This is a genomic window from Rhizobacter sp. Root1221 (assembly GCF_001425785.1).
Taxonomy (GTDB): domain Bacteria; phylum Pseudomonadota; class Gammaproteobacteria; order Burkholderiales; family Burkholderiaceae_C; genus Rhizobacter.
Genome location: NZ_LMDI01000045.1, coordinates 22,420 through 44,691 on the forward strand (window position 1 = coordinate 22,420; position 22,272 = coordinate 44,691).

Consider the following 22,272-nt stretch of genomic DNA (forward strand, 5'->3'; position numbering starts at 1 on the left):
GGGCTTGGCACGCATGAATGCGCCGCAGCGGGAGCCCGCGTGATGCCGCGTTGGTCGGGCCTGGGTCTGCGGCACCAGTTGATCGCCGCGTTCGTCGCCGTGATCCTGCTGCCCACCGCGATCATCTCCATCTACAGCCTCAGCCGCAGCAGCGAGCTGATCATCCAGATCGCCCGCGACGAGGGTCTGCGCGGCGCCGGCGTGCGCGCGGCGGCGGCCAATCGTCAGTTCACTGACATCGGCACCGATCTGCAAGTCATCGCCCAGGCGTCCGTCTTGCGCCGCTACCTGAATGCGGCACCGGGCGCCGAGCGCGCGAGCGTCGCGCGGGAGGTGGAGCGCTACTTCACCGCCTTGCTCAAGCGCTGGGGCGAGCGCTACAGCCGCCTGTGCCTGCTCGACAGCAGCGGCCACGAGGCGAGTTGCGCGCGCGTCGGGGCCGGCGCGCCGGCTGTGCTGCCGCCCAGCGAGTTGGCGGATCGCTCGTCCGAGCTTTATTTCGCGGGCGCGCTGCAGCTGCGAGCGATTCCCGGCCAAGAATCGACCTTCATCTCGGAGCTCGCGCTGCAGGCGCCGGGCGCCCACGATCCCGCCATGCCAGTGCTGCGCTATGCGACGGCGCTGCAGAGCGACAGCGGCCTGCTCGATGGCGTGGTCGTGCTGGACGCGCTGGTGGCGCCGGTTCTGGGCGCGCTCGAGGCGTCCGCCGCCCCCGCGGGCACCACGTACGTCGTCGACCGGCAGGGGCACTACCTGTTGCACCCCGATCCGGCACGCCGCTTCGCCCACCTGCGCGGCGACGGCGTGTCGCTGCGCAGCGAGCGTCCGCACGATGCGGCGGTGATCCTGGCCCAATCGGCCGGCACGCTGTACGCGTCCGCCGATCGGCCCGAGACCTTGCAGGTGTTCGCGCGCATCCGGCCGCCCGGGCAGAGCAGCGTGCTGTGGACACTGATCGACGAGCAGTCGCTCGATGCGATCCTCGTCGAGGTCGGCCACACGCGCAACGTCATCGTGATGGTGGCCGCGGTCGCCTTGCTGCTGGCAATCGCCGTCGCGCTGCGCGTGACGCACGGTATCGTGCGGCCGATCAGTGCCCTGGCGCGGGCGGCGGATGAGATCCGCCAAGGCGATCTCGACACGCCCCTGCCCGCGGCGGCGCGGCCCGACGAGGTCGGTGTGCTCACGCGCGCCTTCGCGCAGATGGCTGCACGGGTGCGCGAGCTAGTCGGCACCCTGCAGCAGCGCGTCGCCGATCTCGAACGCAGCGACGCGGCGCTGCGTTCGGGCCAGACGCGCCTGCAGCAGATGATCGATTCCAACCTCGCCGGCATCGTCTTTTTCGACCTGGAGGGCCGTGTCATCGAGGCCAATGATGCCTACCTGCGCATCGTCGGCTACGACCGCAACGATTTGCGCGAGGGGCGCATCCATCGCGCGACGCTGACACCGCCGGAATACCGTGACGCGACCGACCGGGCCATGGCGGAAGTTCGCGCGCTGGGTGCCTGCAGGCCCTACGAGAAGGAATACATTCGCAAGGACGGCAGCCGGGTGCCGGTCCTGGTCGGCGTTGCATCGCCCGAGCCCGGGTCGGAGCACGCCGTGGGCTTTGTGCTCGATCAGACCGCGAGCAAACAAGCCCGGATCGAGCGCGATGCGCGCGCGGCGGCGGAGCTTGCAAGCCTCGCCAAGAGCGAGTTCCTGACGCAAATGAGTCATGAGCTGCGCACGCCGCTGAACGGCATCCTGGGCTTCGCGCAGATCCTGCAACGTGACAAGACCTTGACCGAGCGGCAAGCCAGGGGGCTGAAGATCATCGACGAGAGCGGGCAGCACCTGCTCACGCTCATCAACGACATCCTCGATCTGTCGCGCATCGACGCGGCCAAGCTCGACCTGTACCCCACCGAGGTCAACCTCCCGGTGTTTCTGCAGGTGGTGGGCGACATCATCCGCGTCAAGGCGGAGGAGAAGAGTTTGCTATTCGTCTACCAGGCGACGCCGGATCTGCCAGCCACGATACGTGTCGACGAGAAGCGACTGCGCCAGGTGCTGCTCAACCTGCTCTCGAATGCGATCAAGTTCACCGACACCGGGCAGGTGACGCTGCGCGCAACGCGCTTGCAGTCACCGGGGACCGGCGCCGAGGCCGATGCGACGGCACGCCTGCGCTTCGAAGTGGAAGACGAAGGCATCGGCATGAGCGAGGCGCAACTGGCGCGCTTGTTCCGGCCCTTCGAGCAGGTGGCCGACGTCAAGCGACGCGAGGGCGGCGCCGGCCTGGGCCTGGCGATCAGCCGACAGCTGGTTCGCCTGATGGGCGGCGACATCCAGGTCCGCAGCCGGCCGAGCGAGGGCAGCGTCTTCGCGTTCGAGATCGAGGTACCGGCGATGCAGACCCAGGGTCAGGCGCTGACTGCGCGCGGCGTGCCGATCGGCTACGAAGGGGCGCGCCGCAAGATTCTCGTGGTCGACGACGTGCCGCAGGGGCGCGCGCTGCTGCTCGATGCCTTGGCCACGCTGGGCTTCGAGATGGCCGAGGCCGGCAATGGCGAAGAGGCGCTCGCCGCGGTGGCCAGGTTCCGGCCCGACCTCATCGTGATGAACCTCGTGATGCCGATGATGGACGGCTTCGAGGCGACCCGGAGGCTGCGGCTCTTGCCGGAAGGCGCCAAGCTGCCTGTCATTGCCGCGTCGGCCAACGCGAGTGCACAAACGCAGGCGCGCTGCCGCGCGGTGGGCGCGAATGCCTTCATCAGCAAACCCATCGAACTGAAGGCCCTTCTGGACGCGATCGCCGCCACGCTGGACCTGACGTGGCTCCGTGAGGAGCCGGCCGCCCCGACCGAAAGGGCGCCGCTGTCCGGTGCCCCCCGCGCGGCGCCCGGCCAGGCAGCGCGGCACGCCACGCGCAGCGCGCGGTCCGAGGAAGATCTTGCCGATCATTGGCCCAGCCTGCGCGGTGCGCGCATCCTGCTGGTCGAAGACAACGCCTTCAACAAGGAACTCGCGTTGGAGATACTGAGCCGCGCCGGCATCGTCGTCAGCGTCGCCTGCGATGGCCAGGTGGCGCTCGAGATGCTGCGCCGCGAGCGTTTCGACGGCGTGCTGATGGACTGCCAGATGCCGGTGATGGATGGCTATACCGCGACGCGCGCGCTGCGCCAGCAGGTGCAGTGGCGCGATCTGCCGGTCATCGCGATGACCGCCAACGCAATGGTCGGGGACCGCGACAAGGTGCTCGCGGCGGGAATGAACGACCAGATCACGAAGCCGATCAGGCTTGAGGAGATGTTCGCGACACTGGCCCGCTGGGTGCACCCTGCCGTGGCCGAATCGCGCGGCACCGCGAAGCCCATGTGACCTGCTGCGACTGCGCAAGACGGCCAACGTCAAGCGGCTGATCGAGCGGCTCTTCAAGCGCGAAGGCTGGACGCAGGCGAGCGAGGCGAGCGAGGCCAGCCAGGACGGCTTCGACGAACTGAGGCGACATGCACCGCAGCCAGAAGGGGGGTTGCGGGCCACGGTGTTCCTGCCAATGCGCAGGCAACGCGTTTAGACTCCCGGATCACGAACGGGAAGCGTTCGTGTTGTCCAGCCCGCCGCCCTTCCCCCGCCGCCAGGCGCCGGATGGGCGCAGGCACCTTCCGGAGATCCTCGATGACGTCACTTGCGTTCGCCCGCCCCACCCTCGTTGCCATCGCCGCCGCGATGTCCTGCTTCGCCGCGCAGGCGCAGGACAAGGTGCTGAACCTGTACAGCGCCCGCCACTACCAGACCGACGAGGCGCTTTACGCGAACTTCACCAAGGCCACCGGCATCAAGGTCAACCGCATCGATGCGGACGATGCCGGCATCCTGACCCGCCTGAAGTCGGAGGGCACCTCCAGCCCGGCGGATGTGGTGCTGCTGGTCGATGCCGCACGCTTGTGGAAGGCGGAAGAGGAAGGCCTGTTCCAGCCGGTGAAGTCCGGCGTGCTGCAGTCCCGCATTCCGGCCACGCTGCGCGGCCGCGACATGGGCCAGGGCTCGGCCTGGTTCGGCTTTTCCACCCGCGCCCGCGTCGTGGTCTACAACAAGGCCTCGGTGAACAAGGACGACGTCGACACCTACGCCGAACTGGGCGACCCCAAGAACAAGGGCCGGCTGTGCACCCGCTCCGGTTCGCACCCCTACAACCTGTCGCTGTTCGGGTCCATGCTGGAGCGCCAAGGCGCCGAGAAGACCGAAGCCTGGCTGCAAGGGCTGTCGAACAACATGGCCCGCGCGCCCAAGGGCGGCGACACCGACCAGATCAAGGCCGTGGCCACCGGTGAATGCCAGGTCGCGCTCACCAACAGCTACTACCTGGCGCGCCTGATGCGCAGCGACAAGGCGGAGGACCGCGCCGTGATGGACAAGGTGGCCATCGTCTTCCCCGACCAGCAAGGGGCAGGCACCCATGTCAACGTGGCCGGCGGCGCCGTGGCGGCACACGCCAAGAACCGCGCCGCGGCCGTGCAGTTCCTCGAGTATCTCGCGGGCGACGAGGCCCAGGCCTACTTCGCCAATGGCAACAACGAATGGCCCGCGGTGGCCGGCGTGAAGCCTGCCAACCCGGCCCTCGATGCCATGGGCACCTTCAAGCAGGAGGCGGTGCCGGTGGCCGCCGTGGGGGCCAACCAGGCCAAGGTGCAGCAGATGCTGGACCGGGTGGGCTACAAGTAACCGCCCCTCGTCAAGCCGTGGCGTTCGCCGCGCGCACCATCGTGCGCGCGAGCAGCACCACCGGCACCAACCCCACCGCGACGATGGCGAGCGACGGCAGCGACGCCTCGGCGAGCCGTTCGTCGCGGGCCAGGTTGTAGGCCACCACTGCCAGCGTGTCGCTGCCGAACGGTCGAAGCACAAGCGTGGCCGGAAGCTCCTTCATCGTGTCGACGAACACGAGCAGCACCGCCGCCAGCGCCGAACGATGCAGCAGCGGCAGGTGCACCCGACCGAACAGCCGCCACCGGCCCGCGCCGAGCATGCGCGACGTTTCGTCGATCGACAGCGGCACACGGGTGTACCCCGCCTCCACCGTTTGCAAGGCTACCGCGGAGAAACGCACCAGGTAGGCGAACAACACGCCGGCCACCGTGCCGGTGAACAAGGCCGACGCGCCCAGGCTGGGCCATCGGGCCTGCACCCACGCCACCGGCAGCAGGATGCCCACCGCCACCACGGCGCCGGGCAGCGCGTACCCGAGGGACAGCGTGCGGGCCCCCAGGGCCAGCACCGCGTCAAGGCGCGAGCCACGCTGGCGCAGTGCAAAGCCCAGCGCCAGGGCCAGCAGCGTGGCGGCCACGGCCGCCAGGCCCGCGAGCCGGAAGCTCGACCATGCCCACGCGCCAAAGCGCGCGAGTGGCAGGCCCATCTCGCTGGTGGTGGCTTCGCGCCACAGCATCACCCCGAGCCACCCCGCAGGCAACAGGAAACCCAGCAAGACTGGCACGGCGCACACCAGGGTGGCCACCGCGGCGGAAGCACCACGCAGCGCGACAGGTTGAGCCTCGCCCGCATGCAAGGCGCCGCTGCGCGTGGCGGCATACCGCATGCGGTTCTGCGCACGCCGCTCGAACGCGAGCAACACGGCCACCACCACCAGGAGGATCGAAGCCAGCTGGGCCGCGGCGTTGCTGTCGTTCATCGACAACCAGGCACGGTAGATGCCGGTGGTGAACGTGCCGAGCCCGAAGTAGGACCCGACGCCGTAGTCGGCCAGCGTCTCCATCAGCGCGAGCGCGACACCGGCCATCACCGCGGGGCGCGCCAGCGGCAGCGCCACAGTGCGCACGCGCCGCGGCAGGCTCGCTCCGAGCAGCCGTGCCGCCTCCATCATGTGCACGGCCCGCTCGCCGAGGGCTGCGCGGGTCAGCAGGTAGACGTACGGGTACAGGCACAGCACGAACAGCGCGATCGCACCCTGCAGGCTGCGCACGTCCGGCCACAGCGCCCCTTGCCAGCCGAAGGCCGCCCGCAATCCCACCTGCACCGGGCCACTGAATTGCAGCGCATCGGTGTACGCGTACGCGAGCACGTAGGCCGGCATGGCCAACGGCAGCAACAGCGCCCACTCCCACACGGTGCGCCCCGGGAACTGGAACAGCGCCACGGCAACCGCCGTGGCGACACCCAGCACCCCGACCCCCGCCGCCACCCCCAGCATCAGCCAGAGCGACTGGAGCGCGTAACCGGGCAGCACCGTCGCAGCCAGGTGCTGCAGCACCTGCAGCGCGGCGGCATCCATCACCAGCCAGGACCCGAGCACGCCGGCCACCGGCAGCGCGACCACGGCGCAACAGAGGATCAGCAGCCAGCGCATGGGACGCCGGGCTGCTCGGGTGCTCCAGGGGGAACGCGAATCATGGGAGTTCGTAAAGCCATCGGTATGATTGAACCATGTTTCTGCAACTTGACAGGGTGGGCGTGCGCTACGCCCGCAGCACGGCGACGCACCCGGCGGTAGAGGGCGTATCGCTCGAGATGGCCGCGGGCCAGGTAGGTGTGCTGGTAGGCCCGTCGGGCTGTGGCAAGACCTCGCTGCTGCGCGCCGTGGCTGGCCTGGAAAGCGTGGCCGCTGGCCGCATCACGATCGACGGACAGGTGTTGAGCGATGCCGCCGCCGGAACCCGGGTGCCGGCCGAGCACCGCCGCATCGGCATGGTCTTCCAGGACTACGCCCTGTTTCCGCACCTGAGCGTGGCCGACAACGTCGCCTACGGCTTGCATGGCCGGCCGCGCACCGAACAGCTGCAACGCGTGCAGGACATGCTGGTGCTGGTGGGCCTCGCGCACATGGGCGCCCGCGCGCCGCACGAACTCTCCGGCGGCCAGCAGCAGCGCATCGCGCTGGCCCGTGCGCTCGCGCCGGCACCTCGCCTGCTGCTGCTGGATGAACCCTTCTCGAGCCTCGACGTGGACCTGCGCGAACGCCTGGCCCACGACGTGCGCCAGATCCTGAAGGACAGCGGCACCACGGCGCTGGTGGTGACCCACGACCAGCTGGAAGCCTTTGCACTGGGCGACATGATCGGCGTGATGAACCAGGGCCGGCTCGAACAGTGGGACGACGCGTACTCGCTGTACCACCGGCCGGCGAGCCGGTTCGTCGCGCAGTTCATCGGCCACGGCGTGTTCGCGCCGGCGCGCATCGTCAGCCACGGTGACGGGGCCCGCGTGCATACCCCCCTCGGCCAGCTCGCCGACGCCACCGAGTGCCCGCTGCCCGGCGCGTACCCCGAAGGCGAATGTGACGTGCTGCTTCGCGCCGACGACGTGATCCACGACGACGACAGCCCGGTCAAGGCCCGCATCGAACGCAAGGCATTCCGCGGATCGGAGTTCCTCTACACCCTGCGCCTCGCCACCGGCGAACAGCTGCTGGCCCTCGTGCCGTCGCACCACGACCACCAGCTGGGCGAATGGATCGGCATCCGTCCGGCGGTCGACCATGTGGTGACCTTCGCTCGCACCGCGCACTGACCTGCCGGACATGAAAGAACCCGCGATGAACGGATTCATCCCACGGACAAGGAATGGGTCGAAGCAGTCTCGCTGCGCCAAAGCCTGAGCCCGCAGGTGGCGAACAGGGTTCGCATCCTCATGCGCTGATCATCAACAGGGACGCGGCCAACGCGTTTCTGCAAAGCAAGCAGTGGCCTGTGGTCGGCCATGGGTTGTTGAAATATCTGTCAGAGAACAGGGATTCCTTGAACCTGCGAGACGAGAAACTGGCGGTCCAGGATCCCAGCGTTGCCTATTACTCCCGCGACGAGCCGGCAGGCGAGACCATGGACAACATCGCCGCTGAAACCGTGGACAAGCAACGAAGGGCCCATGCGGCCATGGACCGGTTCAACAGCCGCTGAGTCAACGAGCGATGGCTCCAGCAGTCAGGCGAGGCTTCCGCCAGGCAACACCCTGCGACACGAACCAACAAAAAAGCCCCGCTCCTCATAGGCAGCGGGGCTTCGGATCAGATTCCGGGCAACGCCCGGAAACACGATCACATGTGGTCGATCATGACCTACCTCTTCCTATGACCACTACCTCATGACTAATGCTTGTGGCCCCATCTGTGGCCCCATAACGCTGCTGTTCATTCGCACAGCCCCTGATCGAATTTGTACAGGCGTGGTTCCCGGGACGGGTACCCGATTGTGAGCATTTACGCAGCCCTCCGGCCATCGCGCGGAATCCACGCAGAGAAGGTTGTGAGACCTCTCCCTCACTTTCGCTACTTGGTCGCGCGCATGGCGTTAGGTGGCTGCTCGTCTTGGGCGTGGCTCAGGGCGCGACCGGTAGCCGCGCCCTGGCACCAACAAAGTAAGCGCCACCCGCACACCAGCTGCAATGAAATCGACGGTATTGCGGTGCAACGCCAATTAGTAGGTCAAGCACCCGTGGCAACTTGGACCATCTCGTCATAGTGCTTCTTATCAACCTCTTCCATCCACTGAAAGATGCTGCCCACCACACTGTGACTTTCTCCCGCCAGATTCTCAGCAGACTCTTCAGTAATTTCAATTACGTCGCTGTGAGAATACTTGTTGATGAAACGATAAATTTTCTCTTTCAACTCAGGTGTCGTGATGACACATCCTTTCAAACCCACGTCCATAAGTTGACTTATGTCACTTCTACGCTTGGGAAATTTGAAAGAGAAAAATGACTCCATAAGCTTTCGCGCGAGATTGGCAGTCAGGAAGGCCTCATCACGATTCAGAGTGGTACGCGTCTTGTACTCGTAGAGCATCTTGAAGATGTAATGATACTCAGATCCGTAATTTTTTAGCGAATCGTCGGCGTCGACGAGCAGGGAATGTCGGGGCGAACCCGGCGGGGCATCCAGTCGGTAAAAGAAGCAATTCTCCGGCTTCTTGTCCGCCCTTCGATTCCTGTTCGTTCCGCTGAACCAATCGCGGACCAGTTTGAAGTAAGTGAAATTATGGGTGAGCACGAACAACTGCAACGCTTCCGAGCACTGAGTCCTCAAGAATGAGTAGGCGTGAAACAGGTGATTCGAATCAAAGCTTGAAACCGGATCGTCCACAACAACAATCGTATCTTTGATGTTGTTTCCATTTTCTTTCAGCTTTGTGATGAAGTAGACGAATGCAATGGCCGTCTTTTCGCCTTCGCTCAAGTTTCCATCATGCTCGCCCACCCCATTCCTGATGATCTCGTAACCTTTTTTATTCTGGTTAAAGCTAAGGCACAACTCGGAGCGACCGATGAAACGGTGCAAGACATCATTAAACTCCTTTGCGCCTACTGTTTCATTTGAAAGAAGCGCCTCTAGGCTCGAAACCTGTTGGTCAAGTTTCTCAATTTCCTTGTACTCATTCTTTGCCTCTAACTCAATGTCATTGCATCTCTTCTCACAACCCGAATAATCAAACTCCTGCATCTCGGCAGCTGCAAAGTGAAGCTCTAATGCAGCCTTGTTCTTCGAAGTTTCCGCCTTAAAGTTCGTAGTCTTATTGTTGTGTCGACCGACAACTTCAATCATGGCCTTCAATACTGCATTGAAGTCAGTCACGTTTTCCTCAGCGACATCCACGATCTGGATGTCCGTCCTTGCAGGGTCGGTGATCTTTGCCTTGAGAGCCTCGCGCCACCCTTCAATCGGCTGGTTAATTTTCTCCGCAATTGAAGAGTATTGCTTTTGCAATCGCTCGCAATCGGCGGAGTATTCTTTATAAAAACTTGTTGCAGCCGGCAAGTTATTTACCGGAGCGCCCTGTGTTTCAATCCAGCTCGCAGCATTTTGCAGCCGAGTTTGAAAGTCAGTGAACTCTCTGCTGAAATGGGCAGCCAGTGCTTCAGCCCGAAGCTGCGTGAACGTTGAACCGCAGAACTCGCAAGACCGGGAATCGTGTGTCTTGTGAATTTCCAAACCTGTTTGGACCCAAGCCCGGATATCAGGGTTATCGGCCAATCGCTGAACGGCCTGATTCACCGCTGTAGTACCAATAAGATCCCTGATGCGAGCCGCCGCCTTCTTATAGTAATCAGTCTCAATCGCCGTCGAAGTGAACACAAGACTTGGGAGCTGGTCGGGCTTCGCTGCGTTAGTTAAATCTATGACTTTGGCATCGGAAAGTACGGAGTCAGCATTCAACAGCGCTTCAGCGTTACTCTGAATAAAACCAGACAACTTGCGACGATCATAGTTCAAATAGTAACTATCGCTTGTATCAACCGCTTGAAGCCCGAGTTTCATTTTTTTTGCGGCGCCTGTCAGAAACTTATCGAGTGCTTCGCGTTGTTTCTTGGCATCATCGATCTTATCGCTGTAGGACTTCTTCTTTACAGAAACGTCCAGCTTGACTTTTTCTAGCTTCTGCAGGTCGGCAATCTTTTCTTTGGCTATAAGAAGAATGCTTTTAACCGACTTGTCCCAATTAATGTTTTCGTGAATGAAACGCTGATTGAAGACGTGAATCTTCAACGGAGACGTGGCAAGAGTGGCTTCCGTAATGGTGGAGCCGTTCTCCAAGGCGATGGAAAACTGTGCTGCGCTGAAGCGAGGAATCAGCGAGCGATGCTCCAAACAATAAAACACATTGGACAGCGTCGACTTCCCTGTCCCGTTCCAACCATAGACAAGGTTGTTCTTGCCAAACTTCTGAATCTTCGTCCCATTGAAGTCGGTGAAGATTCCGAATTGACGAAGACGATTGATGCACGTGATCATGACGATCCTCCTTGGCAGCCCATTCGACGTGGGCTTCACCGACTGTTATGGATGTTGCAGGTATACGCCACGTGCGATCAAACGTGTTGATTTTGCCACTAGCGTAAACCCTCGTCATACCCAAAGAATGCCGGCATTGCCCCGTCGCCCTGGGCCAAGGTGTCTGCTGAGAAAGCGGGCCTATGGATGCAAGCAGCGGAGCGCATCCGCGCCCGCCATGAGGCTGTACAAAATAACAGCATGCTCATTGAAGTTATCCACGGACTATGGCCTTGTCAGAAGCTCCCGCGTACGGACAACTTCAAACACCCGGTCGTCCAGCGCGACAACGAGATCGCCATCTTCCAGTTGGTGAACGGCCTTGCTTGTCGGCTCGACTTTGATGCGCTTCGCGGACACGATCTCTTCGAACTGCTGCAGCAAGCGCACTGTGTGTTTGCCGCCATCGCAATCGAAAACAACGAACCTCCCAGTCTCGCGCATGACCCTACGGCGCATCCGTGCTCTCCCCTGATAGATCGGGAAAATACTACCTCGTCCCGATTTCGGACTCTACGGCGTAGTCAGCGCGTCACGCTCTCGCTCGCAGGTTTCGCCGGCAAGCCCGCGGCGTCCAGCAAGGTCAGCCAGGTCTGCACCTCGCGCTTCCATCCGGCTGAGCACGTCGGCAAGCACCATTCCGGTGTCGAAGGTTGGCGCGCCGCCGCCGGCATCGGTGGAATCTGCGGCTCCGGCACAACGACGGGCGGCGCGGGTGGCAGCGGCGCGCAGCTGCTCACCAGCGCCGACAGCAGCAGCGTGGTCGGCAGCCAGGTTCTCCCTCTTCGTTCGTTCATCATCGAGTGCCTCTTGTGTAAGCCGGGCGCGGCGCTCGCCCTCCAGTAGTCGCGCCTTCAGAACGGAAATCGCCGCAGTCACAGCGGCCTCGCGTTGCCGAGCGGTCGTCGAGCGCAGCTCGGACAACTCGGTTTTGAGGTTGCCGATCCGCACCTCCTGGGCGGTGACAGTCGCAACAACAATCGCGGCAATGGCCCCGGCCAGCATCAGCCTTGGCGAGATGATCATGGTGAACCCAGCTCGAAGTGCGGACTGTCGCCCTCGCCTCGCTCACGCGGCTTGCCATCGGCATCCCAGTCGGCACCCCAACGGATCCGCACCGCCAACTCCGAAGCTGCATCGAACATCGCACGCGCGATCGCGTCGAAGTCTTTCGGGTCCGACCAGTCGACTCCACCGTTGCGGAGCGGCGCCAGGTCAACCGCGCGCCCGTCGATATGCTTCGATGCCAGGGTCCAGGTGACCACCTTTCCGGGCGCCGTCCTACCCTGCGCGTACAGCTGCGCCTGGCGCGCTGCCGTGCGGAGTCCCTCGACAACGAAGAGCTGGAACGGGACGCGCTCAGCAGCACGACGAACGACATCTACGAGCAGAGGGCTCACGCCGACCAGGCGCATCTCGCTGGTCGGATCAAGCCTTGGGGTGGCGGTCATCGCTGAGCCCCCCGTGCAGGCGTCTGCACGGCGCAGACGCTGATGGAAGCAGACGCCGTGGACAGTGCCACGACGCTGCCAAGATGTGATTTCATGAATGACCTTTCGTCGTTGAAGATTAGGGAGGCCCCAGCGGGGCCGCATCTGTGCGGGCGTATTCAGGAAGCCCCACTCGCCACTCGCGCGCACCGGAGACGAGGACCGCGAGGGTCCCTACGGCCAGGCCTACCTGCGTGTATCCCGGCCACTCACGGAACAGCAATGGGGCAAAGCCACTGGCGGTGGCCGCGGCGAACAACAGCGCGAAGTTCAGACGGACGTCCCATCGCGTGGTGGCGCTGCTCATGACTGCGAATCGGCAGACGCAGCACCACCCGAGCCCCGAGCACGCTGCGAAGTTCGCCAAGGACAGGAGGTACTGCTGTTCGAGGTAGTTCATCGATCACTCCCCGGAGGCGGTGGATTGGGTGGATCAAGCGGTGGAACGTCGGGCAGGCGCTTCAGGCGCAGCAGCCAACGGCCACACTTGCGCAGGCCGTCGGGGCCAAGCGCGCTGATCAGCACGGCCACGGGACCGAGCACGTAGTTGAACGGCAGGCCCTCCGAGTACCGCGTAGCAAGCTCAGCAGCCGGAACCGTGAGGAGCAATGCGAGGATCACGATGCCCGCCAGATACTTCAGCGTGCCCCACCGCCCGGACAGCTCGAGGCGGGACGAGGACCAAGCGCCACCGAGCAGCGCGCCAATGAAGATGACGGCGTAGGGGCCGACCACTCCCGCGATCTCGGGACTGAATGCAGCGGCCGCAATGGCCACCGCCACGGACACGATGTCAAGCGGCTGAACGGGTGCTGCCATAGCGTCCTTCAGAAAGAGAAAAGCCCGCTCGAGGCGGGCATGTGTGCGGTGTTGGGACGAGGTCAGGTCAACAGAAACTCCATCGTTCCGGGATCGAACCGTGGAGCCAAACCGCCCGTGGACATGGTCTTCGGCGTATCGAACGCCCGCCAGAACAGATAGCCGCCGGATCCGTCGAACACCTGGAAATGGGTGACATTGCCCTGGTTTGCCGTGGGGACGGGCCACACGATTTCCACGTTGTTCGAGATGAGCCCCGTCGTGCCAGCGTCGCTCGCACCGGTATCACCTGGTTCGACAGTGGAAGACAGCGTGGTGAAGTCCGGCGCAAACTCCGCGCGCACATAGCTGCCCGAACCGGGCTCGGTGCCTGGCGTCGAGTTCGTCGGCGCGTTGGTCGTGTAGCCGATCTCCCACGCCGCGGGAGGCGAGTACGGTTGAGCGCGGAACATCCGGTCAATCAGCTTGTTGGAGAAGAAGTTCGACAACCCCCCGGTGATCCCAAGCACAAGCTGGATCGCCCCCGCTGGCATGGCGAACTCATCGGTGTTGTTGATCACAACAGGAACGGCGATCGGCACCCAGAACCAGCAGTTGCCATCCGTCTCTGCGTCCATGAAACCAACGTAGGACGCGGTGCCCCACGCAGCACCGGCCGTGCCGAAATCCACCGGGTTGTTGTTCGATGTTGCGTGCGAGCTGCCAGAGCTGGGCAGCGTGCTGGCCGCGCCTTGAGTGCCGGCGAAGTTGGCCAGCGACGTCACGATCTCCTGCCGTGCATACCCGGCGCCACTCAACTCCGTGATTCCATCGATGTCGGCTGCCGAGGCCAGGGCCATCCACCAGGACTCGAGGCCTGTGAAGTCGCTTCCGCGGAAATAGTCGGCCAGCTTGTTTCTGCCGAAGTCTGTCATTGCCATGGTGCTTGCCTTAGCTTCCTGGTGTGGTGTTGTCCGCGTCGCCGCGGTAGTTGCCCGTTGCCTGGACGATGCCAGTCGCAACTTCTCGAATCTCGAAGATCCACCGACCGATGTAAAACATGGGGACGTTCTCCATCGGGTCCATGTCCGGCAGGAACACGGAGAACGTTCGCGCCTCAGTGATCGGATACCAAACCCCGGAGTTGGCGGATAGGGAAACGCTCGACTCCGGAGTTGCCCCGACGGTTGCGAACTCGGTTAGTGGCGTCCACCTGATTTCAAAGCGTGCGGCCTCGGTTGCCTCGACTGGTGGCCTCAGCATCCACTGATTTGCCTGCTGCCAGTAGGTGACAGTTGACCCTTGAATCGCAGGCACAACCAGCTTGATCCACAGCGTCCCGTCCGTTCTGAACTGGAATGCCTTTTCATGCAGGCGCGTGAAGAATGCCGGGTACTCGAACTGGCCAGTTAGGCGCGGGATGCTGGCCACCTGGCCGCCGCCGCCATCGTTCGGATCGTCGACCTCGTCGGACGGATCGACGGGATCTTGCACCTCACCAGGGCCAGGCAAGAGATCGTTGTCCGCCTCGTGCACCCGGTCGTCGTCGATGACCGCAGAGATCTGGTAGAGCTGCAGGCCATCGTCATTGAGGCCACCGTCGGCGATCGCGCTGATCTTCACCAACTCGTCGGTGGTGCCGATGACACCGAGGAGAAACTTGGTCCTCTCGCGAGAGCCGTCGTCGGTGAAGATCACCGCATCAGGTGCAGAGAGCAACACGACCTGGTCTGAGTTCACCCCAGAGGTCACAGGGATGGGGTCCGTGACCGTGCCGTCAGCGCGGACCAGCGAGATGGAAAGCGCGCCTGTGGAAAAATCCGGGGGCTCGGTCAACGTCATCGTCAGGGTGGCCGGATCCCATTCGGCGACGTCGCCAGTCTGCCCATAGCCCCCAACGTCGGGCATGAACCGAACCGGTGACATGAACGCCGGCAGCACACCCTCCATCTCAACCACGGCAGAGACGGTACGCGTACGCAAAGCCATCGAAGCCGCTTCGTACAGCCCTTCCCGTCGAGCATGCGTCGGTCCGGTGATCCCAGGCAGTCGGATACGTGCAGGCGTCTGCACACTCTCCGCGCCGGGGGCCGGGCATTCGACCGGCATCCACTCCCACGCTCTGTAGTCGAAGTACTCGACGATCACGCCGTCGGGCTCGCGCCCGGTGGGGTGCTGCTCGTGCAACTTCATCCCGGTGGCGTTGCGGTGGGTGAATGCTGTCGTGGGCAGGGCCTCGTACTGATCGCGCGCCAGCGTGAGGACACCGGCACGCCGGAAGGCGCGGCACCTCATGGTGCGGGCCACGAGTTGGAGGGCTGACCAGCCGTCGGTTGCCGCGTCCATGACGTAGTCGAATCGATCCTGCCGCTCGTCGGCAATGGCTGCATACGCAGCGATCGTGTCCAGGTCCACACGTTCATCGGGCAGCCCGAGCCCCCAGATCGGCGACGTTGCCAGTTCGGCGAACCACCACGCCGGATTGCGCGTCTCCACCTCCTCCGACCAACCATCTGCCTCGGACCACGTGCGCGTCATCGCCTTGACGATCAGGGACAGTCGGCCCTGGCTGATGTTCGACAGCTGCTCACTCGACCGCATCACCAGCTCGTAGTGCGCCACGTTCGGATTCAGCGGCGCCGCACCGTCGACGAACGCTCTCATGCTGGCGAACACCAGGTCGTTGCGAACACGCAAGTTCTCATCGCGCACGTCGGTTCGAACAATGCGCACCTCGGGCCGAATCGCGGCGTCCATCGTGATGGCGAACGTCCAACGTCGAGCCTTGCTCGTCGCGCCCTCCTTCGTGATCGTGTGGTACACGCTCCAAGGCGTGACCGCCACGCCGAACTCGTCGAGCTGACGCATCTCGACGCGCCATTGAACCGTGTGGTTGCCCAGTTCGCCCTCGTCGTTCGCTCGCCCGATGCCGGTCGGCATCAGGATGTCGTACTCCACACGCTTCGTGACCTTCCTCGGACCGCAGGCCGCGAATCCACCCACGTACAGCCCAGTCAAAAGGGCCTGCCCTGCGACCTCGGGTACCGTGATCACGTACGGGTTGACCGCCGTGGGCGCCACCCCGGGCGGAAGGTACCGGGCCGTGAGCACATCCTGGAAGTGCGAAACGGGCGTGTCGTCTATCAGAGCACGCTCAACAGCGTGGTCGCCAACGCCGACAGCGTACAACGCGTAGAACATCTGCTCGCCACCGATCTCGGTGTCATCGTCACCGATCCCGTAGGCCGTATATGCGGCGTACGGCATGGCCGCGTAGTTCGGGAACAGCTGATGTCGGCCCATGACCTTTGTGATCGGATCGAAGGGCCTTGCCTGGTTGCCCGACAGGCCGGTGTTGTAGACCTGTGAGGACTTTTGCTCAACCACCCGCGGAGGCTCGATGGGAATGAGCACGTTGATCGCCAGGCTGCCGGCAATCGCGATAGCCGCACCCGCCGGACCGCCGACGTACGCGGCCACGATGGTGACCACCACCTGCAGCACGGTGCGCAGGGCGGCCTTGTCCTGCGGCATCTCGTGCCACTCCAGGACGTCGCCATCGAAGAGAGGTCTCACGTAGTCGCTGGGCAGGAGCCAATCCCCATTCAGCCGCGGCACCAGCACGCCAAAGGCCTCCGGGCGGGTGTCGAGCAACATCGTGCCTGGCACCACCCGGCGCATTTCATCCGAGCGAAGGACATGCACAGGCGATGTCGAATGGCCAACGACAGCAGTCACAGGGAACGTCTCCAAAATTCATACCGGTGGTAGCCGTCGCGCGTCGCGTCGGCCAGGGGCTGAGCCACGACGCCGCCGCGGGGCCCTCGGTCGGACATGTGGCCGTCGTTGTGCAGCAGCCGCAGTCCCGCGGGCGTGCTGATGATCACGCCCACGTGCCGGCCGAACGGGCCCTGCATCAGCACGATGTCTCCGTCTTGTGCGGGTGCCGGACCGGGTCGCCAACCGGAGGCTTCAGCCGCGCCTTTGATCGCCCGGACGTTGTCATCAGTAGCCACGGCGACGTCCGGCATGGCGATGCCGTACCGCTGCGCGAAGACCAGGCGCACAAGCGCCCAGCAGTGGAAATCGGGGGTCCATGCGCGCCCAATTAGGACCGTGGCCCAATGGCGAACTGTCATCGGGCGGTCAAGCCGGGATACTCTTCCGGCTTGTAGGTGAGCCGGGGAACAGCGACGTTGACCGGGTCCCCATAGGAAGCGCGAAGCGTCGCGGAAGTGCCGTCGATGGTCGACTCCGTGAATGTGAGTCGCAGGACCGGGAGCATGGCAGGCCCACTCAGGTCATCGCTGGCGTACACGCGCTCGATCAGCTCCCAGGGGATGTTGGTTCCCCTCGCAATTCGCAACGCATCCGACAGCAGCCCCGAGACATTGTCGATCGTGACATTGACGGTCGGAGTGGCCGCGTCGTCGGACTCCTCGCTGCGCGAGGCCTCGACGTACGAGGCCATGAAGGTGACAACCTCACCGGCATCTCTGGGGGCCGTTGATTCCAGCATGGCCTCCAGCGGTGCCATGTCGTGAACAATACGCGCCGGCTCCGGCAGCGTGGGATGCCACAGTTCGTACGTCAGCAGCATGGCACGACGCACCGGCGCGTACACGGCCGCCTCCGCGTAGGCCTCGCTGAACGTGACGCCCTTTCTCGGGGGTAGGTATGTTGGCATGCTCAAAAATCTGGCTCGTGTTGGTGAGTTGGCTAAAAGCCTGCCGCGCGCGCCACGGCAGCATCTCTGGTTCTGCGTTTGAATTCATCTGCTCCGGAACGGCGGATGCACCAAGCCGTGCCGCGCGCCTGGGCCGCAACGATGCCGCTCGCGCGGTGCATGCCATTCATGCGGCGGTGCCAGTGGTAGCCCACACGCGGGACATAGGCCGCGCCCCCCTGGGCCACCTGCCAGTAAAGCGGGTGCTCGATCCACACATCACCAGACGGGATCAACCGCAGCGCCGACAGTGCAGCGGCGGTCTGCATCAGCGCCAGGTGATGCACCATCAACGGGGAGCCGGCATGCACGACGGGATCGTACGGTGCCGGCCTGCTGCGAAGCGGTGCCATGCCAGGCCGAACGGTCAGTTCGTCGGTGTAGGCGAGCGGCCGGCCGGCGGCCACGCACTCGTCGAGCACGTCGGCAATGTCGTGCGGCAGGCTGTCGTCACTGTCCAGGAAAAACACGTGCTCCGTCCGCACCCGGGCCAGCGCGCGGCGCCGGGCCGCATGGATACCGGCCGTGGTCGTGAAGGTCTCGCAGTGGTTCAGGGCCACCACCCCGGCGGGCAGCATCATCGTGACGGGCTCGCGGCTCAGGATCAGGGCGGTGATGCTCACGATGCCACCCACAACCATTCAATGTTCGCGTACCCGTTCCACTCTCCTTCGAAATACGTCGGGATGCACGTTGCCTGCAGGAGACCAGGGCACGCGACACCGCCCACGGTGGCGGAGACCTTGGCTACACCGCCAGAAATCGCGGTTATGAAGTTGAACTCCGGGTCTCGATGAAGGAACCATTCCAGATCAAACATCCCGAGAAACCCGGGGTCCGTTCGGTTGCCAACCTCCGGCGGGTCGTCGGCCTCGATGATCGGCACCCAACTGACCAGGGTGAACTCCACGTCGGCCAGCGCGCCAGCTCCGCCTACGATGCCGCCGCACAGCGCGTTGCCGCCGTTGTTCTCATCCGGTAGCGTGCCGGAGTTGGACTGCGCTGGCGTGGCCACATCCATTTCTTGCACCGGATCGCACCAGCCCATGGCAAAGTCGCCGCCACCTCCGCCGGTCACCTCCGGCGTGCCCAGGCCGCGCACCTCCAACACCGCAGTGACGTTCCAGCCGACCCCGGGCAGAAACTCGGACCAAGTCGGCGTACCCACAAACCGGCGGAACCGATATGCGCCCTCGGGAACGCCTTGCGGCAAAGGCCAGTGGGCTCCGAACCAGCACCCGCCAAAGACCAGCGTGTCTCGCCACCAGGATCGGAACACCTCGGCCTGCGCAAAGGTGAACAGGAATGCGGCCTGCTCGCGCTGCAAGAGATCTCGTTGCAGAACGCGAGACTTCAGCGGTCCGGCGGTCCCGCCCTCAGGAGAAAGAAGCCGGCGCTCCTTCGACTGGACCTCCGACATGCGTGGGCACGGCAAACCGGATGGGTAGATCAACGAATCGGCCATCAGGTTGCCTCGATGGTGATGCGGCCGGCGAACCGCCGATCGTGCTGAACCGGCACGGACCCGGACGCAGCCACGCTGACCCGCCCAGAGAAGGGCCGCCCGACCGATGGCATAGCGGTCCCGGTAGCCGGAATCGACACACGGCCGCCGAAACTGCTCCGACCGGGCCCGTCCAGGCTGGGCTCGCCCGTCAGCAGCAAACGCCCATTGAGCCGAAATCGCCCACGTGCGAGGGCCGACGTGGTGTAGGGCTCGAACCACATGGCCTCCCACCACATCGGCGCACCGCCCTCGGTCATGACGAACGCGGAGAATGGCCGCGAACCCGCGGCCGCGTCCTGCTCGAACCAATCGTGCAGCGCCTTCATCTCGTCCCCCTCAAGCAGCAGGGACACCGACTGAACGCGAGGTGCGATGGTGAACTTGCGACGCTTGCGGCTGTGACCCGTTGTGGGCGTCGAGTTGCCGAATACCTCGCGCACTTCGATCGCATGGCCGGACGCGAGAAAGTACGGCAGTCCGCCGGGCAGCTTCAGATCTGGAAGGGGCACCTCAGCCCCTCCGCTCGAGTTGACGGCTGAGCCCAAACGTCCGGCGCTGCGCCTGAGAGATGGGGCCACCGGCCGCAAGGTCGGACGTCATCTCCTCGCGCATCATGCCGCGCACGATGACCCGGAGGTTGCCGTCTGAACCCTTGCGTGTCTGGACATCCTGGCCGTGGTTCTCGACCGTGACGCTGCCCCCCCCTCCGCCGCCATTGGCCGGGTTGTACTTCGCTGGCACAACCGCCTCGCCCTTGTGCAGGGACGCCACAAAGCCGTCGTGCGGCACGAAGTTGGTTCCCGTAGCCAGCTCGGGCAGGAATTGCGTGCCCTCGCTGTAGCTGCCGTTCTGGTACGTGTCGCCCGAGTTGTATCCACCTCCGAAGGCCCCGCCGATCAGCTTCGCGAAGCCGTTCACCAGCGCGTCGGTGTTGCCGCCCCCCTTGCCTGTGAGAGAACCGATCAGGTCGGCGGCCAATGCCTGAGCGACCATGTTCTGGAGCAGGCTGACCCACCGTTTGCCGATGTCGTCGAAGTTTCCACCCAGCATCTCGCTCAGTTCGGCACCGAGCGTCTGCTGAATGCTGCGCTCGGCCTCTTTCGCGGCTTCAGTCGCCTGCTTGAACGCCTCCGAACCCTTCTCCGCAGCACCGTTCATCCGGTCGACAGCCTGCTGCCCTGCCCGACCGTACAAGTCGAGCGAGATGCGCCCGGCAGCGAACAGTTCGTCGAGCCGTTCGATGCGCGCGATGTACTCTTCCTGAGGTGTCCGCGTCTCGCTGTACATCGAAGCGACTTCATCCGCGAGCTGCTTTTGGACGGAGGCCAGCGCCTTCGTCGTCTCCAGCTCCGACTTCTTCTGGGCCGCAGCTGCCTTGTCCGCATCGAGCCGTGCAGCGGCCGCGAACGCCGCGCCTGCTTGGGCTGCATCGTCGAATCGGCGGCCAGCTGCGATGTCCGCGGCAACACGTTCCACCTCGGACAGATGCTCGGTCTTCTCGATCCTCTTTCGCAGGTTGTCGATGTAGGTCTCGGCCTCCTGATGGGCGCGTGCTGCGGCAGCGGTCCCCGCAGCGGATGCTCGCGCCGCTTCTGCAGCCGCCTTCTTCTCGGCCTCTTCGCGCTTCTTCGCCGCCTCGACCTGACCGGCAAGGTCCGGAAGCTTCTCCTGCGGCGCGGCCACAGCTGGGCCGGTGCCGTAGATGCCTTTGACCTCGTCGCTCGCCTTCGCCGCATTGCGCGAGAGCACCTCGACGTCCTTCGAGAGGCGAGCAATGCGGGATTGCTGTTCGGAGGTGGGACTGTCCACCTCGCGCAGCTTGATCAGTTCATCAGTGACCTTCGACAGGGACGCGGACAAAGCGCGCGCCCGCGCTTGAGCGGCATCGCCTCCGAAGCTGCCGGCTTCGATGTCGCCGCGGAAGTACTCGAACGCTTGGTTGAGCGCCGGGATCACTTCTGAGGTCAGCGCCCGGGCAAAGTTGGTGGCGTTCGCTTGGAGGTTGGCCAACTGCTTGTTGTACTTCTCTGCCTCGGCTGCCTGGTCGGACGTAGCCGTGGCCACCAACTCGCCCTTGTCGGCCACGTCCTGCAAGAACGGAGCAAGCTCCTTCATCGACTTGCCGAACAGCGCGCTGACCACGGCTGCCTTGTTGGCGTCCGTCTCGAAGCCGTTGAGCGCCACAGCGATCTGCACCAGGGCCTCGGCCGGGTCGAGCTTCTTCAGCGCCTCGACGTCCAGTCCGATCTCGCGGATGGCGATCCCCGCCGCGTCGTTCTTTCCAGCGTCCTGCAGTGCCTTGTTGAGTTTCACCAGCGAGGTTTCAACGGTCTCGAACGTTCCGCCAGCGCGCCGCGAGATGTCGTCAAGGGCGCTGATGTTCTCGACACTGGAGCCGGTCGCGTCGCGCAGATCGTTGAACGCGTCGAGGCCATCGATCGCCGCGCTGAACATGTTCGGCAGCGCCTGTGCCAGCTCGAGGGCGGCACCGGCCAGGCCGACACCCACAGCGGTTCCAATTGCCACAGCACGCGTGGTCATCTGCTGCTCGAAACGCCGAGCCTCCAGCTCGGCCTTCGTGAGCCCGTTCGAGAACTCCGCCGCATCGAGCGACACCCCGACGCTCAGGTTCGCGATCTTGCCGGTTGCCATCTACTTCACTCCTTTTTGACGTTCATGCCGCGGTCTGACGCGGTGCACCTTCAGCCCTCCGCCGGCGGCGCTGAAGACAGCGGCGGCCACCTCCGCCCCGCCCTTCCCCTCGTCTTCGGGCCACAGGCGCTTGAGACTGAACAGGTCAGCCTGGTCGAACTCGAAATCCTTGTTTCCGGTCGACCAGGCGATGAACGCCGTGATCTGCGCCAACAGCTTCTCGATGCGGCGGAACGCCAGCGGCTTGCGCCTTGCCACCCACGCCTGCATCTCGCCCTCGGTCATGACCCGTGACAACTCCTCCACCGTCATGCCGAGCTGCTCGGCCAGGTCG

Annotated in this window: 20 protein-coding genes; 4 read left to right on the forward strand and 16 right to left on the reverse strand. The window is 64.2% G+C overall.

What is annotated here, in order from left to right:
- The first annotated feature begins 42 nt into the window (after window positions 1-42).
- Window positions 43-3,366 (forward strand): response regulator, encoded by a 3,324-nt coding sequence (locus tag ASC87_RS24260; protein WP_056668828.1) that lies wholly within the window; start codon window positions 43-45, stop codon window positions 3,364-3,366.
- Window positions 3,367-3,663: 297 nt separating this feature from the next.
- Complete coding sequence (locus tag ASC87_RS24265; protein WP_056668832.1) at window positions 3,664-4,710, forward strand: extracellular solute-binding protein; 1,047 nt, start codon at window positions 3,664-3,666, stop codon at window positions 4,708-4,710.
- A gap of 10 nt (window positions 4,711-4,720) precedes the next feature.
- Here the strand turns inward: ASC87_RS24265 and ASC87_RS24270 are convergent, their stop codons facing one another.
- Window positions 4,721-6,349, reverse strand: coding sequence for an iron ABC transporter permease (locus ASC87_RS24270; RefSeq protein ID WP_056668835.1), 1,629 nt, complete (start codon window positions 6,347-6,349; stop codon window positions 4,721-4,723).
- A 77-nt stretch (window positions 6,350-6,426) separates the two neighbouring features.
- On the opposite strand from ASC87_RS24270, the gene ASC87_RS24275 reads away from it, so the two are divergent.
- Together ASC87_RS24275 and ASC87_RS24280 are read left to right on the forward strand one after the other, a co-directional pair.
- Window positions 6,427-7,509, forward strand: coding sequence for an ABC transporter ATP-binding protein (locus ASC87_RS24275; protein ID WP_056668839.1), 1,083 nt, complete (start codon window positions 6,427-6,429; stop codon window positions 7,507-7,509).
- Window positions 7,510-7,562: 53 nt separating this feature from the next.
- Window positions 7,563-7,895, forward strand: coding sequence for a hypothetical protein (locus tag ASC87_RS24280; RefSeq protein ID WP_056668842.1), 333 nt, complete (start codon window positions 7,563-7,565; stop codon window positions 7,893-7,895).
- A gap of 524 nt (window positions 7,896-8,419) precedes the next feature.
- Here ASC87_RS24280 and ASC87_RS24285 read toward each other — a convergent pair.
- From ASC87_RS24285 to ASC87_RS24355, 15 genes are all read right to left on the reverse strand, one after another.
- The gene (locus tag ASC87_RS24285) at window positions 8,420-10,726 is read right to left on the reverse strand and encodes an AAA family ATPase (protein WP_056668844.1); all 2,307 of its coding nucleotides are present in this window, start codon (window positions 10,724-10,726) and stop codon (window positions 8,420-8,422) included.
- Between the two features lie 264 nt (window positions 10,727-10,990).
- Window positions 10,991-11,224, reverse strand: coding sequence for a hypothetical protein (locus ASC87_RS24290; RefSeq protein WP_157604301.1), 234 nt, complete (start codon window positions 11,222-11,224; stop codon window positions 10,991-10,993).
- Between the two features lie 54 nt (window positions 11,225-11,278).
- A complete protein-coding gene (locus tag ASC87_RS24295) occupies window positions 11,279-11,791 on the reverse strand; it encodes a DUF2514 family protein (protein ID WP_082568906.1) in 513 nt (170 codons plus the stop codon).
- Window positions 11,788-12,216 (reverse strand): M15 family metallopeptidase, encoded by a 429-nt coding sequence (locus ASC87_RS24300; protein WP_056668852.1) that lies wholly within the window; start codon window positions 12,214-12,216, stop codon window positions 11,788-11,790. Before ASC87_RS24300 ends, ASC87_RS24295 begins: the two co-directional genes overlap by 4 nt.
- Before the next feature lie 118 nt (window positions 12,217-12,334).
- Window positions 12,335-12,655 (reverse strand): hypothetical protein, encoded by a 321-nt coding sequence (locus tag ASC87_RS24305; RefSeq protein WP_056668855.1) that lies wholly within the window; start codon window positions 12,653-12,655, stop codon window positions 12,335-12,337.
- Window positions 12,652-13,074 (reverse strand): hypothetical protein, encoded by a 423-nt coding sequence (locus tag ASC87_RS24310; RefSeq protein WP_056668859.1) that lies wholly within the window; start codon window positions 13,072-13,074, stop codon window positions 12,652-12,654. The genes ASC87_RS24305 and ASC87_RS24310 overlap by 4 nt, the downstream gene beginning before the upstream one ends.
- 62 nt (window positions 13,075-13,136) lie before the next feature.
- Entirely contained in the window at window positions 13,137-13,994 is an 858-nt protein-coding gene (locus tag ASC87_RS24315) for a hypothetical protein (RefSeq protein WP_157604303.1), read from the reverse strand.
- Between the two features lie 10 nt (window positions 13,995-14,004).
- Window positions 14,005-16,710 carry a host specificity factor TipJ family phage tail protein gene (locus tag ASC87_RS24320; protein ID WP_056668865.1) on the reverse strand — a complete coding sequence of 902 codons (2,706 nt, stop codon included), beginning with the start codon at window positions 16,708-16,710 and terminating at the stop codon, window positions 14,005-14,007.
- Window positions 16,711-16,787: 77 nt separating this feature from the next.
- Entirely contained in the window at window positions 16,788-17,192 is a 405-nt protein-coding gene (locus ASC87_RS24325) for an NlpC/P60 family protein (RefSeq protein WP_082568907.1), read from the reverse strand.
- Window positions 17,189-17,653, reverse strand: a complete 465-nt coding sequence (locus ASC87_RS24330; protein WP_162255203.1) for a DUF1833 family protein — start codon at window positions 17,651-17,653, stop codon at window positions 17,189-17,191. Before ASC87_RS24330 ends, ASC87_RS24325 begins: the two co-directional genes overlap by 4 nt.
- A 119-nt stretch (window positions 17,654-17,772) precedes the next feature.
- Complete coding sequence (locus ASC87_RS24335; RefSeq protein ID WP_157604305.1) at window positions 17,773-18,402, reverse strand: hypothetical protein; 630 nt, start codon at window positions 18,400-18,402, stop codon at window positions 17,773-17,775.
- A complete protein-coding gene (locus tag ASC87_RS24340) occupies window positions 18,399-19,244 on the reverse strand; it encodes a hypothetical protein (RefSeq protein WP_157604307.1) in 846 nt (281 codons plus the stop codon). Before ASC87_RS24340 ends, ASC87_RS24335 begins: the two co-directional genes overlap by 4 nt.
- Window positions 19,244-19,795 carry a hypothetical protein gene (locus ASC87_RS24345; protein ID WP_056668880.1) on the reverse strand — a complete coding sequence of 184 codons (552 nt, stop codon included), beginning with the start codon at window positions 19,793-19,795 and terminating at the stop codon, window positions 19,244-19,246. Before ASC87_RS24345 ends, ASC87_RS24340 begins: the two co-directional genes overlap by 1 nt.
- 1 nt (window position 19,796) lies before the next feature.
- On the reverse strand, window positions 19,797-21,938 hold the full coding sequence (locus ASC87_RS24350; protein WP_056668882.1) for a hypothetical protein: 2,142 nt from the start codon (window positions 21,936-21,938) through the stop codon (window positions 19,797-19,799).
- On the reverse strand, window positions 21,939-22,223 hold the full coding sequence (locus ASC87_RS24355; RefSeq protein WP_056668885.1) for a hypothetical protein: 285 nt from the start codon (window positions 22,221-22,223) through the stop codon (window positions 21,939-21,941).
- Window positions 22,224-22,272 lie beyond the last annotated feature (49 nt).

What these genes read in the sequence shown, in the direction of transcription:
- ASC87_RS24315 (WP_157604303.1), bottom strand. Translation starts at nt 13,994, where the DNA reads ATGGCAATGACAGACTTCGGCAGAAACAAGCTGGCCGACTATTTCCGC.
- ASC87_RS24305 (WP_056668855.1), bottom strand. Translation starts at nt 12,655, where the DNA reads ATGAACTACCTCGAACAGCAGTACCTCCTGTCCTTGGCGAACTTCGCA.
- ASC87_RS24280 (WP_056668842.1), top strand. Translation starts at nt 7,563, where the DNA reads ATGGGTCGAAGCAGTCTCGCTGCGCCAAAGCCTGAGCCCGCAGGTGGC.
- ASC87_RS24355 (WP_056668885.1), bottom strand. Translation starts at nt 22,223, where the DNA reads ATGACCGAGGGCGAGATGCAGGCGTGGGTGGCAAGGCGCAAGCCGCTG.
- ASC87_RS24265 (WP_056668832.1), top strand. Translation starts at nt 3,664, where the DNA reads ATGACGTCACTTGCGTTCGCCCGCCCCACCCTCGTTGCCATCGCCGCC.
- ASC87_RS24320 (WP_056668865.1), bottom strand. Translation starts at nt 16,710, where the DNA reads ATGTTGCTCGACACCCGCCCGGAGGCCTTTGGCGTGCTGGTGCCGCGG.
- ASC87_RS24350 (WP_056668882.1), bottom strand. Translation starts at nt 21,938, where the DNA reads ATGGCAACCGGCAAGATCGCGAACCTGAGCGTCGGGGTGTCGCTCGAT.
- ASC87_RS24310 (WP_056668859.1), bottom strand. Translation starts at nt 13,074, where the DNA reads ATGGCAGCACCCGTTCAGCCGCTTGACATCGTGTCCGTGGCGGTGGCC.
- ASC87_RS24325 (WP_082568907.1), bottom strand. Translation starts at nt 17,192, where the DNA reads ATGACAGTTCGCCATTGGGCCACGGTCCTAATTGGGCGCGCATGGACC.
- ASC87_RS24300 (WP_056668852.1), bottom strand. Translation starts at nt 12,216, where the DNA reads ATGACCGCCACCCCAAGGCTTGATCCGACCAGCGAGATGCGCCTGGTC.
- ASC87_RS24285 (WP_056668844.1), bottom strand. Translation starts at nt 10,726, where the DNA reads ATGATCACGTGCATCAATCGTCTTCGTCAATTCGGAATCTTCACCGAC.
- ASC87_RS24340 (WP_157604307.1), bottom strand. Translation starts at nt 19,244, where the DNA reads ATGGCCGATTCGTTGATCTACCCATCCGGTTTGCCGTGCCCACGCATG.
- ASC87_RS24270 (WP_056668835.1), bottom strand. Translation starts at nt 6,349, where the DNA reads ATGCGCTGGCTGCTGATCCTCTGTTGCGCCGTGGTCGCGCTGCCGGTG.
- ASC87_RS24330 (WP_162255203.1), bottom strand. Translation starts at nt 17,653, where the DNA reads ATGCTGCTGACGTACGAACTGTGGCATCCCACGCTGCCGGAGCCGGCG.
- ASC87_RS24275 (WP_056668839.1), top strand. Translation starts at nt 6,427, where the DNA reads ATGTTTCTGCAACTTGACAGGGTGGGCGTGCGCTACGCCCGCAGCACG.
- ASC87_RS24295 (WP_082568906.1), bottom strand. Translation starts at nt 11,791, where the DNA reads ATGATCATCTCGCCAAGGCTGATGCTGGCCGGGGCCATTGCCGCGATT.
- ASC87_RS24260 (WP_056668828.1), top strand. Translation starts at nt 43, where the DNA reads ATGCCGCGTTGGTCGGGCCTGGGTCTGCGGCACCAGTTGATCGCCGCG.
- ASC87_RS24290 (WP_157604301.1), bottom strand. Translation starts at nt 11,224, where the DNA reads ATGCGCCGTAGGGTCATGCGCGAGACTGGGAGGTTCGTTGTTTTCGAT.